13 protein-coding genes and 1 tRNA gene are annotated in these 11,700 nt (G+C 70.2%); 8 read left to right on the top strand and 6 right to left on the bottom strand.

Annotated features, from left to right (window positions below):
* The 3 genes from AX721_RS18000 to AX721_RS17990 all read left to right on the top strand — a co-directional run.
* Positions 1–560: methyl-accepting chemotaxis protein (locus AX721_RS18000; protein ID WP_231754737.1), on the top strand; the 560-nt coding region annotated here is incomplete at its 5' end.
* Positions 561–627: 67 nt separating this feature from the next.
* Complete coding sequence (locus tag AX721_RS17995) at positions 628–2,568, top strand: PAS domain-containing hybrid sensor histidine kinase/response regulator (RefSeq protein ID WP_068877360.1); 1,941 nt, start codon at positions 628–630, stop codon at positions 2,566–2,568.
* Positions 2,569–2,711: 143 nt separating this feature from the next.
* Positions 2,712–3,404, top strand: coding sequence for a PEPxxWA-CTERM sorting domain-containing protein (locus tag AX721_RS17990; RefSeq protein WP_068877359.1), 693 nt, complete (start codon positions 2,712–2,714; stop codon positions 3,402–3,404).
* Here AX721_RS17990 and AX721_RS17985 read toward each other — a convergent pair.
* Positions 3,401–4,306, bottom strand: a complete 906-nt coding sequence (locus tag AX721_RS17985) for an N-formylglutamate amidohydrolase (RefSeq protein WP_068877358.1) — start codon at positions 4,304–4,306, stop codon at positions 3,401–3,403. The genes AX721_RS17990 and AX721_RS17985 overlap by 4 nt on opposite strands.
* A gap of 102 nt (positions 4,307–4,408) precedes the next feature.
* Here AX721_RS17985 and cpdR point away from each other — a divergent pair, with 102 nt between their 5' ends.
* Both cpdR and AX721_RS17975 read left to right on the top strand, forming a co-directional pair.
* Positions 4,409–4,765: a cell cycle two-component system response regulator CpdR gene (cpdR, locus tag AX721_RS17980; protein WP_068877357.1), complete on the top strand. Its 357-nt coding sequence runs from the start codon at positions 4,409–4,411 to the stop codon at positions 4,763–4,765.
* Positions 4,766–4,834: 69 nt separating this feature from the next.
* Positions 4,835–4,909, top strand: a tRNA-Val gene (locus AX721_RS17975).
* Positions 4,910–5,013: 104 nt separating this feature from the next.
* Here the strand turns inward: AX721_RS17975 and AX721_RS17970 are convergent.
* Positions 5,014–5,712, bottom strand: coding sequence for a DUF1345 domain-containing protein (locus AX721_RS17970; protein WP_068877356.1), 699 nt, complete (start codon positions 5,710–5,712; stop codon positions 5,014–5,016).
* Positions 5,709–6,167 carry an ATP-binding protein gene (locus AX721_RS17965; RefSeq protein ID WP_197422636.1) on the bottom strand — a complete coding sequence of 153 codons (459 nt, stop codon included), beginning with the start codon at positions 6,165–6,167 and terminating at the stop codon, positions 5,709–5,711. Before AX721_RS17965 ends, AX721_RS17970 begins: the two co-directional genes overlap by 4 nt.
* On the opposite strand from AX721_RS17965, the gene AX721_RS17960 reads away from it, so the two are divergent.
* Both AX721_RS17960 and AX721_RS17955 read left to right on the top strand, forming a co-directional pair.
* Positions 6,166–6,603 (top strand): FecR domain-containing protein, encoded by a 438-nt coding sequence (locus AX721_RS17960; RefSeq protein WP_068877354.1) that lies wholly within the window; start codon positions 6,166–6,168, stop codon positions 6,601–6,603. The two genes, AX721_RS17965 and AX721_RS17960, sit on opposite strands and share 2 nt — an antisense overlap.
* Positions 6,600–7,172: an OmpA family protein gene (locus AX721_RS17955; RefSeq protein WP_068877353.1), complete on the top strand. Its 573-nt coding sequence runs from the start codon at positions 6,600–6,602 to the stop codon at positions 7,170–7,172. Before AX721_RS17960 ends, AX721_RS17955 begins: the two co-directional genes overlap by 4 nt.
* Here the strand turns inward: AX721_RS17955 and AX721_RS28685 are convergent.
* The 3 genes from AX721_RS28685 to AX721_RS17940 are packed head-to-tail and all read right to left on the bottom strand — an operon-like array spanning position 7,159 to position 10,573.
* Positions 7,159–9,279, bottom strand: coding sequence for a CHASE2 domain-containing protein (locus AX721_RS28685; RefSeq protein ID WP_068877352.1), 2,121 nt, complete (start codon positions 9,277–9,279; stop codon positions 7,159–7,161). The two genes, AX721_RS17955 and AX721_RS28685, sit on opposite strands and share 14 nt — an antisense overlap.
* Positions 9,254–10,216, bottom strand: coding sequence for an MBL fold metallo-hydrolase (locus tag AX721_RS17945; protein WP_068877351.1), 963 nt, complete (start codon positions 10,214–10,216; stop codon positions 9,254–9,256). The genes AX721_RS28685 and AX721_RS17945 overlap by 26 nt, the downstream gene beginning before the upstream one ends.
* 21 nt (positions 10,217–10,237) lie before the next feature.
* Positions 10,238–10,573: an STAS domain-containing protein gene (locus tag AX721_RS17940; RefSeq protein WP_197422635.1), complete on the bottom strand. Its 336-nt coding sequence runs from the start codon at positions 10,571–10,573 to the stop codon at positions 10,238–10,240.
* A gap of 356 nt (positions 10,574–10,929) precedes the next feature.
* Here AX721_RS17940 and AX721_RS17935 point away from each other — a divergent pair.
* A partial coding sequence (locus AX721_RS17935; protein WP_156467236.1) for a TonB-dependent siderophore receptor occupies positions 10,930–11,700 on the top strand: 771 nt, incomplete at its 3' end.

Raw genomic sequence — 11,700 nt, 5'->3', positions numbered from 1 at the left:
AGATCATCGGGGTGATCGACGAGATCGCCTTCCAGACCAACCTGCTGGCGCTCAATGCCGGCGTCGAGGCGGCCCGGGCTGGCGAGGCCGGCAAGGGCTTCGCCGTCGTGGCGTCCGAGGTGCGGGCCCTCGCGCAGCGCTCCGCCGAGGCCGCCAAGGAGATCAAGCTGCTGGTGGCGCGTTCGAGCCGGGAGGTGGCCGCGGGCGTCGAGCTGGTCCACGAGGCGGGCGTCGCGCTAGCGGCGATCGTGGCGCAGGTGGCCGAGATCGATTCGGTCATATCCACGATTTCCGCCTCGACCCAGGAGCAGTCCGCGAGTCTCGCGGAGGTCAGCGCCACCGTGACCCAGATGGACCAGGTCGTGCAGCAGAACGCGGCCATGGTCGAGCAGTCAGCGGCGGCCACCCACGCCATGAAGGCCGAGACCGTCGAACTCGATCGGCTCATCCGCCGCTTCCGCCTCGGCGCGCCCGGCGGCGCCGGCGCCTCGCCGGTCGAGCGCGCGAGGAGGTTCGCCAGCATCGCAGGAGGCCGGGCCGTTGAAGGTTCCGAAGAATAGGCGCGCAGGCGAGCCACGCGCGTCCGTCGACCCGTGGTCCCGGGACGGAGTCCGCGCCGGCGGCGACGTGGCGGCCTTGCTGGACCACCTCGACCGCACCGAGCGCCTGTCGAACACGGGGAGCTGGCGGGCGGACGTCCCGCGCGAGACCTTGCTCTGGTCCGCGCAGGTCTACCGGATCTTCGGCCTGGCGCCCTGTGCGTTTCAGCCCACCTTCGCCCACGTCCTGGATCTCATCCATCCGGAAGACCGGGAGCGCGTCCGGGCCCGCGTCCGCAGCGCGCTCGCCGGCGAGGAGGACTACGCGCTCGACTACCGCGTCGTGTTGCCGGATGGGCGGGAACGCATCATGCGGGAGCGCGCCGAGGTCGAACTCGGATCCGACGGCGCGCCCGCGCTGATGTTTGGGGCCGTCCAGGACGTCACCAGCGCCCGGGCTGCGGAGGAAGCCGCCCGCCGCAGCGCGAACACCCTGGCCGCGATGCTGACGATCTCGCCCGAGGCCATCGTCGTCACCGACCAGGCCGCCCGCATCATCGCCTTCAGCGCGGGCGCGGAGGAAATCTTCGGCTACAGCGCGGACGAGGTGGTCGGCCAGCCGGTCGAGAAGCTGCTGCCGGCCAGGCATAGGTCCGCGCACGAGCTGCACGTGGCCGCCTTCTCCGCGGGCGGGGCGAAGAGCCTTCGCATGCACGACAGGGCGCCGATCGTCGGGCGTCGCCGGTCGGGCGACGAGTTCCCGGCCGAGGTTTCCCTTGCGGTGCTGGAGACGGCCACGGGCCACGCGTTCACCGCCATCGTCCGCGATCTGTCCGAGCGGCGGGACACGGAACTTCGTCTGATCGCGGCGCGCGAGCTGGCGGAGAAGGCGAACCTGGCGAAGTCCGTGTTTCTGGCCAACATGAGCCACGAGATCCGGACGCCTTTGAACGGGGTGCTGGGCATCGCCGGCGCCCTGGCCCGCACCGACCTGGCGCCGAAGCAGCGGCACATGGTCAACCTGATCGAGGGGTCGGGCCGGGCGCTGGAACGGCTGCTGAGCGACATCCTCGACCTCGCCAAGCTCGACGCCGGTCGCGTGTCCATCCGCGAGGAGCGCTTCGACCTTGCGAACGTCGTGCGGGAAATCGCCGACCTGTTCCAGGCCAGCGCCGCCGAGAAGGGCGTGGAACTGCTCGTGGAACTGGACGACGCGGCGCGCGACCGGTTCGTCGGCGACGAGCTGCGGATCCGCCAGGTGCTGTCCAACCTAGTCAGCAACGCCGTCAAGTTCACCGCTCGCGGCCAGGTGCGGCTTTCGGTGACCTGCACGCCCCTGCCGGACGGCCGCGAACGGGTGCGCTTCGCCGTTCGCGACACGGGCATCGGCTTTCCGCCCGACGTGGCCGAAACGCTGTTCGAACGGTTCGAGCAGGCGGACGGCTCGGTCACGCGGCAGTACGGCGGAACGGGCCTGGGCATGGCGATCTCGAAGTCCCTGGCGACCCTGATGGGCGGGACGATCTCCGCCACGTCGGCGCCGGGGCGAGGGGCGACGTTCAAGGTCGAGCTTCCGTTGCGACGCGTGGTCCAGGATGGGCCGACCGTCGAGGTGGTCCAGTCGTCGGCCGTGGACGCCGCCATGCGTCCGCTCAGGCTCCTCCTGGCCGAGGATCATCTGATCAACCGCATGACCGTCGAGCTGATCCTCGAGGACCTGCCGGTCGAGATCGTGGCGGTGGAGAACGGTCGCGAGGCGGTCGAGACCTTCGCGGGCCAGGCGTTCGATCTCGTCCTGATGGACATGCAGATGCCGGTGATGGACGGCCTGGCCGCCATTCGGGCGATCCGCCAGATCGAACGCGAGTTCGGCCGCCCACGCGTTCCCGTCTGCGTCCTCAGCGCGAACGCCATGGACGAACACAAACAGGCGGCCGAGGCGGCGGGCGCCGACGATTTCCTGACCAAGCCCATCAACGCGGGCGCCCTGATTGCCTATGTGGCGCAGGTCGCCCGGCGGGACGGCTAGACCGCTCGCCTCACACGGGAATTCGCCCCCCTTCGTCGAACGCCTGGGCCGTTGATCGGTGCGCGGGCGACAGCGCGGGTCCGCGGGCCCTAACCGCTCATCCGACAGCCGCGGTCGTCGCGGCGAGCCATGGGATGAGCACTATGAACCGACTGAAGACGGGCCTCGGAGCCCTTGTCCTCGCCGCCGCCGTGACCCTCGCCGGGCAGGCCGGGGCCGCGACGACGGTGTCCTCCACCTTCGACACCGACGCCGACGGGTGGGGCTATGGCACTTGGCAAGGCGTGGGGGGCAACGTGCTGCCGGTAACCTACGACGCCGCCGGCGGCCTCATCACGTCCACCTACGGCTTCCCGGGCTGGGGCTACATCGCGCCGATCAAGTTCCTGGGCGACAAGTCCGACTTCATCGGCGGTTCGCTCAGCTTCGACCTCTCATCCGCCTTCAACGACTATTCCGGCAAGCGTCCGCTGGTGGTGTTCAGCAGCAAGAACGGGTCGAGGATGTTCGGCAATCTGGCGGTCGGGCCGTCGCCTCAGCTCGGCTCGTTCAATATTGCGCTGTCGACCTCCAGCTTCCAGACGGGCAGCGACGTCAACCAGGGACCCCGCGTCACGGACGACCTCTTCCGGTCCATCATGGCCGACCTTCGGCAGATCGAGATCTACGCCGACTGGAGCCCCAACGTGGACACCGTAAAGCTCGACAATGTGATCATGAGCGGCCCTGGCGCGGGCGCCGTGCCGGAACCGGCCACCTGGGCGATGATGATCCTGGGCTTCGGCGCCGCCGGGACGCTCCTGCGCCGCCGCCGGGCTGTTCCGGCCTCGGCCTAGGAGGCCTTCAGCGCGGACCAGTCCGCCGTCGCCAGGGCCCGGGTCAGCTGCTCCACGTGGGCCCGCAGCGTCTCGAAACCCGAGGTCGGCGAGAGAGTCGCCTCGTCCAGGTAGAGCGCCCTGTTGATCTCGATCTGCAGGGCGTGCGCCCGCCGCCCCGGCTGGCCGTAGTGCTCGGTGGTGTAGCCCCCGGCGTAGGGCATGTTGCGGGTGACCCGATAGCCCATGGCCTCCAGCTCGCGCTCGACCCGCGTGGGCAGGACGCCGGCGCAGGCGGCGCCGAACCGGTCGCCCAGCACGATGTCGCAGGGCCGCTCGCGGCCCGCCGCCCGGGCCGCCGCCGCGGGCATCGAATGCCAGTCCACCAGGATGGCAAAGCCGTGGGTGGCCCTGGCTTCCTCGATCAGGGCCGACAGCGCCGCGTGGTAGGGGCGGTGAGCGCCATCGATCCGGCGCCGGGCCTCGGCGAAGGTCAGCTTGCGGCGATAGATCTCCTGGCCTTCCGAAACCACCCGGGCGATCGCGCCCAGGCCTGCGGCCACGCGCGCCGTGCGGGCGCGGGCGAACTCGGGCAGCTGGTCCGAGAACATGCCGGGATCCAGCTCGAACGGCTCGCGATTCAGGTCAATGTAGGCGCGAGCGAAGTTGGCGGTGATCACGGCCGCCCCGTGGACCGGAGCCTGGGCGATCAGGTCGTCGACGAAGGCGTCCTCCGACCTGCGGATCGACACCGCATCCAGCGCGGCGGCCGACATCATGTCCTCGGGATAGAGCCGCCCTGAATGCGGCGAGGCGAACACCAACGGGGTGGGCGGCTTGCCCTCCGGCCCGGCCCGGCGCACCTCAAACGCATCGCCGATGGCGGGCGGCGCGTCTCCGGGCAGGGGATCGAGGGCGTTCATCGCCTCCATTCAACGCTGGAGCGGCCCCCAGCGTCAAACGGCCCCCTTCATTCCCCCTTTACCCTTCGCTAGCTATTGTGAGCGATCAAGCGTTCAGCAGCCATGTCACGCATCCTCCTCGCCGAAGACGACGATTCCCTCCGCGGCTTCCTGGCCCGCGCGCTCGAACGCGCCGGCCACGAGGTGACCTCCTGCGCCGACGGCGAGGAGGCGGTGGCTTACCTCGACGAGCCCTGGGATCTCCTGCTGACGGACATCGTCATGCCCGGCATCGACGGCATCGAGGTGGCGCGCCAGGCGGCCGCCAAGCACCCCGGCCTGCGGATCATGTTCATTACCGGCTTCGCCGCCGTGGCGCTGGCCGCCGGCGAACAGGCGCCGGCCGGCTCCAAGGTACTGTCCAAGCCGATCCACCTGCGCGAGATCGTCTCCGAGGTGGAGCGGATGATCGCGGCCTGAAAAAGGGCGCTTCGGCCCCGCTTGCTAAGGCGGGGGCCGATCTGTATATCCCCGCCTTCCCGAAGGTACGGACGTGTAGCTCAGCGGGAGAGCACCTCGTTGACATCGAGGGGGTCACAGGTTCAATCCCTGTCACGTCCACCATCCTTTTCCTTCGCAAGTTCCCGCGGTCGGCGTCTCAACGCCCGCCGGGAAAATATGGGCCACCGCTGCCGGATGGCCTTTCCGCTCCCGTCGCCGTTTCGTCTTCAGAACAGCCCCGCCAACAGGTTGATCGTAAGCGCCAGGATCAGGGTGTTGAAGACGAAGCCGATCAGGCTGTGAGCCGTGCCCAGCCGCCGGAGGCGCTTTCCGGTGAAGGCGATATCGGCCGTCTGGGCGGCGACCCCGATCACGATCGAGAAGTGCAGGAAGTCCCAGTAGTCGGGCGGCTCGTTTCCGGGAAAGGCGAGACCCCCTGAGTCCCCGCCTGTCCGGCCGTCGACCGCATAGTACTCGTGCGCATAGTGCATGGCGAAGACCAGCTGCATCACCAGCCAGGATCCGGTGACGGTGGCGAAGGCGGCGGCGACCCGCAGCGCCTTTTCCGGACCGGGATCGTCCTGGGCCAGGGAGAGCTCCAGGCCGACGGCGGCCAGGCTGGCGCCGCAGGCGGCGAGGATCAGCAGCAGGATCACAGCCTGACCCTGGTCCTGCTGCGCCGCGCGGGCGCGGATCTCGGCCGGGCCCTGGCGTGCGATCGCCGTGAAGGTGAGGCCGAGGTAGAGCAGGCAGAAGACGTCCCAGCCCGCGATGAGGCAGGATGGCGGCGCCAGCGGCGTCAGCGCGGCGCAGGCGAGCCCCACGGCGCCGCCTGCCGCCAGCGCGCCGGTGAGCCGCGGCCGCGCCATGAACGCCCGAGGCCCCAGGCGCCAGCGGCCCGGCAGATGCGGCGCGCGGGCCGTCATGCGAGCGGCATCTCCAGCACCAGGCGGTTTCGGCCGGCGCGACGGCCATAGGCGGCCACCCGGCTCCAGGCGCGCAGCAACTCCAGGCCCGCGCCGCCGCCCCGTTCGAGATTGGGGCCGTCGAACCCCTGCCGGCGCGGATCGAACGGGCAGCCGGCGTCGGTCATCGTGATGCGGATCGCGTCGGAGCGCTGGGCCAGCCGTAGGCCGATGCGGCTGCCCGGCGGCGGCGCGCCGTGCTCCAGCACGTTGGCGACCCACTCCTCCACGACGATCACCAGCCGCTCGGCGGCATCGCGGCCGAGGCCCGCCTGCAGGCAGAAGGTTCGGGTCGCAGCCAGGGCGCGGCCCACGGCGCCGCGTTCCACGGCGAGCCGCGCGCGGACCACGCAGGGGGATTGGGCAAGGGCGGGGAGCTGGGCTATGACAGAACCGTGTTTCAGGGAGGCTCGCATGCGCGGAGCTTTGATCGCAGGATTGCTGATGGCGTGTGCGCTGTCGACGCCAGGCTTGGCCATGGCCGAGATCGGCCGGATCAAGACCGTGACGGGAAACGCGGCGGTCGTACGCGGCAAGTCGGTCAAGCCGGCGACCCCGGGCTATCAGCTGCTGGTCAGCGACGTGCTGACCACGGGCGGCAACGGCCGGATCGGGATCACCTTCATCGACAACAGCCGCTTCGCTGTCGGTCCGAACAGCCGGGTGGCGCTCAGCCAGTTCGAGTTCGACGACACGACCCACAAGGGCAAGTCGCTGACCACGGTGGACCGGGGCACGTTGGGCGTCGTCTCCGGCCAGATCGCCAAGGAGAACAAGGACGCCATGAAGGTGCGCACGCCCACGTCCCTTCTCGCGGCCCGGGGGACGACCTTCGTGGTGGAGGTGAAGTGAGGCTCCTGCCTGCGCTGGCCCTGGCCGGCCTCCTGGGCGGCTGCGCCACCTCGGACGTGACCCTGCTTAACGACGCCGGGACCGGCACGTCCGGATCGGTCGCGGTGTTCGACCCGGAAACCGGCCGGGAGCTCGGCGCGCTGACCTCCGGCGACACCCGTGCCCGCGTGGGTGGCAGGAAGGTGAAGCCCCGGCCCGCGAAGGCCGGCCTCTGGGCCAACCTCATGGCCTGGTCGCCCTTCGCGCCCCGGGTCTATGTGATGTACTTCGTCGAGGGCTCGACGGACCTGACGCCGGAGTCCCTGCCCATCCTCGAAGCGTTGCGGCAGGCCGCCAGGCCGGACGACGAGGTGCAGATCACGGGCCACACCGACACCACCGGCGCGAACGAGGTCAACGACAAGCTGTCCCTCGAGCGGGCGGCCGAGATCCGCGCCGCGCTCGTGAAACAGGGCCTCCCGTTCGAGAACGCCAAGGTCGTGGGCCGCGGCGAGCGGGAGCTTCGCGTGCCCACGGCGGACAACGTGGCCGAGCCGGCCAATCGCCGCGTGGAAGTCATCCTCCGATAGGGCGCAGCCGGACAGCCATCACGGTAAGGTCGTCGCTGGGTTCGCCGCCGGCTTCGAAGGCGCGGACCTGTCGGACCAGGTCGTCCACCAGCCCGCCGAGCGTTGAGGCCCTGGACGCCGCGCTGAGGGCCGCGAACACCTGCTCGCGCCGGAACAGCGCCCCGTCCGGAGCCTGCGCTTCGCTCAGGCCGTCGGTGAAGGCGATCAGGGTCTCGCCGGGCGCCAGGCGATGGATCTCCTCCGGGTAGGGGAAATCCTCGGCCACGCAGAGCGGCGGCCCGCCGTCGAGCTTCAGCTCGCGGACCTGCCCGGCGGCGTCGACCACCAGCGGATTCTCATGGCCGGCGCAGCAGAGGTCGAGCCGGCCGTCGGCAGGATGCAGGACGCCGACGAGGAGCGAGACCGCCATCGCCTGGCGATTGTCGCGCGAGAGCTCGGCGTTGATCTCGGCCACCGCCGCCGAAAGGCTCGTGTTCGGCCGCATCAACAGGCTCCGCGACAGGGCCTTGGACAGCGCCATGAACAGCGATGCCGGCACGCCCTTGCCGGTGACGTCGCCCACCAGGAAACAGACGCGGCCGTCGTCGAACGGAAAGGCGTCGTACAGGTCGCCGCCGACGGTCTTGGCCGACTGCAGAACCGCGTCGATCTCGACGGCGGGCGAAATGCGGGGGAGCTCCGTCCTGGGCAGCAGCATGCCGGACTGAATCTCGCTGGCGGCCGCCAGTTCGCCCGAGATGCGCGCGGCGGTCAGGCGCTCGTCCTCCAGGGCGCCCCGCAGGCGGGCCTGGACCCGGCGGCCCTCGACGAACAGCAGGGCGACCATCACCGCCGAATTGGCGGCGCCCGGCAGGAGCATGGGGAAAGGGTCGAGCAACAGGTTGTTCTGGAAGGCGAGCCAGCTCGCCCCGAGGGCCAGCGCGATCTCCACCGCTGCGCCGGCGAGGACCGGCCCCATGGGCGCGCGCGGCACGCCGACGAGCGACAGCAGCACCAGGGCGAGGCCGATCCCCCATTCGACCGGAGCCGCCCAGCCCGGCCGCCGCAGCGCCGTGCCGCGCAGGATGGAGTCCACCGCCTGGGCCTGGACATAGACCCCGTAGATCGCCTTGGCCCGCGGGGTGCTGGTGACGTCCGAGGTGCCGGCGGCGGCCAGGCCGATCAGCACGATCTGGTCCTTGAACTGGTCGGGCCTCTGCCCCTGGCGCAGGACGTCGACCGCCGAGGTGGTCTGGGTCGTGCGCCAGTCGCCGAACCGCAGCAGCAGCTGGCCGTCCGGACCGGCGGGCGCCCGGTGGCGGCCGACCTTCACGGCCTCCAGGCGACCGCCGCGCGTCTCCAGCTCGATCCGGTCGGCGCCCTCCGCCGCGCGGACCAGTTCGACGGCGAAGCCCGGCGTCACATGGCCAGCGGCCCGGGCCAGCAAAGGCACCCGCCGGACGAGCCCGTCGGCGTCGCGCTCGCCGTTGACCAGGCCGTGGCCCAGCGGCGCGCCATCCAGCAGGGGGATGTTGGTCACCACGGCCGGATAGGTCAGCAGGTCGGCGGGGATCGCGCCCGAGAACTGGGCCTCGGGCGGCAGGGGGGCGCCGGCGCCCTCGGTGAGGTCGAACGATTCGCGCGCGACCCCGGCGCGGGCCAGCACCACCGGATTGCGCCCGATCACCCGCGCGAACACCGCGTCCATGGACGGCAGGTCGCGGATCTCCTGAGCCACTCCGGGCGGCAGCTCGCTGTAGAGGCTGGTGAACTCGGACGGGGCCAGGCGGTCCGGCTCGGGAAACAGCATGTCGAAGCCGATGACCGCGGCCCCACGGTCGGCGATCTGCTCGACGAGCCGGGCGAGATAGAAGCGCGTCCAAGGCCAGCCTCCCACGTCGCGCAGGCTGTCGGCGTCGATCACCACCACATGGACCCGGCGCGAGACGTCGGGGGCGGGCGCCACGGTCTGGAAGGCGTCGAACAGCGGCTGGCGCAGCAGGTGACCGCCGAACAGCACCATCACGGCGACCGCGAGGGCCGCGCTCAGGCCGGCGATGCGGACGCGGAGCCTGGCGCCCCGGTCCAGCTCGCTCAGGGCGTCAGACTGCGACCTCGAGACCGTCATAGGCGCAGATCACCTCCAGTTGAGGCCGATCGGCGCGGACCAGCTCCTCGTAGCGGACAGTCTCGGCGTGCATGCGCTGGATGTCCTGGTCGGTATAGGTCGGTTCGTGGTGGAAAAGCGCCAGCCGTTTGGCGCGGGCGGCGTGGCAGAGATCCACCGCCACGATGTTGGACGAGTGTCCCCAGTCCTGCTTGAGGCTGACGGTGTCCCCGAGGGAATACATGGTGTCGCAGATCACGAGGTCGGCGTCGGCGAAGAAGGCTTCGAACGCCGCCTCGGCGTCCATGTTCTCGACCTTGTGCTCGCTGTCGGTGGAATAGATGACCGCGCGCGCGCCCTTCTCGAAGCGATAGCCGTAGGAGTCGTGGCTGTGATGCTGGGCCACCAGGGTCACGGTGACGCCTCCGACCTCGAACGGCTCGCCCGGCGGATGGACCACGAACTGGAACTTCGCGCGCAGCCAGTCGAACGGCACGGGGAACGAGATCTCCTCCTGCTGGCGGCGCAGCGCCGTCTCGGCGTCGGCGTGACCGGAGTGGATCACGATGGTCGCGGCGGGATTGAAGGCCGGCCCGAAGAACGGGAAGCCCATGATGTGGTCCCAGTGAAGGTGGGACAGGAAGACGTGATAGACGGGCGGGTGGCCGCCGGCGATGCGCCGGAACGAATCGATGCCGAACTCGCGCAGGCCCGACCCCAGGTCGCAGACCAGGAAGGCATCGTCGGCGCCCTCGATCTCGACGCAGCTGGTGGCGCCGCCGTAGGCGCCGTAGGCCGCGAAGTCGAGGTTCGCCCGGGCGAAGGCGTCGGCCTCGGCCTCGTCGGCGAAGCTACGGCCGCCTGCGACCACCAGGGCGTGGGCGATCTTGGCCTGGATCGCATCGGCCCGCTGCGCCACCGGCAGAGAGCCGCGCGTGCCCCAGAAGCGTACCAGCATCGAAAACTCCCCCTGTCGCCGTCAGGCGTTCGAATCGACGTCGTCGACGATCGCGAACAGCTTGTCGTAGCGGCTGATGGCGAAGATCTCCCGCATTCGGGCATTGGGCGCGGCCAGCGTGATCGAGGTCGCATCCCCGGCCTCGCGCCGCGCGATGGTCAGGGCCCGCAGCCCGCGCGAGGACATATAGTCCAGGCGGCTCAGGTCGAGGATCAACGGCGCGCCGACTGCGGCGGCCTCCTGGACGGCCGCGGTCAGGTGGGCCGAGAACGCCTCCCAGGTGGTCTCGTCCACGCGGCCGGCCGGCTCGCCCACCAGCTTGCCGCCCGCCATGCGGACCCGCCACACCAAATCCATGCCAGAGTCCCCCGAACCGGCCGCTCTCGTCGAAACGCGAAGCCAGCCGCTCGCGCAAACTTAAGGCGGAGCCGGCCGCCCGCAACAGGATTCGCCCCGCACGGGCAGGCGGCGATTCTTGCGGCCGAACTGACATCAAGGCGCCGATTTTCGAAGATCGGGCGCCCAGAGCAAAAGGCCCGCGACGCCTAAAAAACGCGCAAACCCTTATGGGACAAGGTGTTGCGCGAACGCCGCTCTTTCGGCCGTTGCAGACCGAACGGTGAAATTCCAGTGGCGAAGCTGAAACAAACAGCCTCAATATCCCCCCACTCAGGACGGCCCGACATCAGAGGCTGCCGAGGGGAGGAAATTCGATGACCAAAGGCAGGTTCTTCTGCAGCGCTTCCGTGCTGGCCGCCACCATGGCGCTCGGCGTCACCACCCAAGCCACGGCCCAGACCGCGCCGACCGAGATTGGGGAGGTCGTCGTCACGGGTTCATTCATCCGCGGCACGCCTGAAGACGCCGCCCTGCCGGTGGACGTGATCAGCCAGGAGGACCTGGAGAAACAAGGCGCGCCGTCCACCCTGGAGCTCATCAAGCAGCTTTCGGTCTCCAGCGGCGTCCTGGGCGACACGAACCAGTTCGACCCGCGCGCGCAGGGGTCCGAAGGTTCCGGTTCGGTCAACCTGCGGGGCCTGGGCGCCCAGCGGACCCTGGTGCTGCTGAACGGCCGGCGCATGTCGCCCAACCCGTTCGGTCAGGCCGGCGCGGGCATCGTCGACACCAACACCCTGCCCACGGCCGCCGTCGGGCGCGTCGAGGTCCTGAAGGATGGCGCGGCGGCCACCTACGGCTCGGACGCCATCGGCGGCGTGGTCAACTTCATCACGCGGACGAACGTCGAAGGCTTCGAGGTCGGCGGCAGCTACACGCTGATCGACGGCTCCAAGGGCAACTACGACGCCACGGGCCTGTGGGGCCACGCCTGGGAAAACGGCAACATCCTCCTCAGCATCGGCTACCAGCACCGGTCCGAGCTGAAGACCACGGACCGCGACTGGGCTTCGCGGGACTACTTCACCAACCCTGAGGGCGGTTGGTCCGCCGGCAGCTCCATCGCCCCGTTCTTCCCCATCGGCGGG

Origin of the sequence: Phenylobacterium sp. CCH9-H3, assembly GCF_001557235.1 — a bacterium.
Classification (GTDB): Bacteria; Pseudomonadota; Alphaproteobacteria; order Caulobacterales; family Caulobacteraceae; genus Phenylobacterium.
The sequence above is the reverse complement of the archived record's forward strand: the minus strand, read 5'-3'. Positions and strand labels throughout refer to the sequence as shown.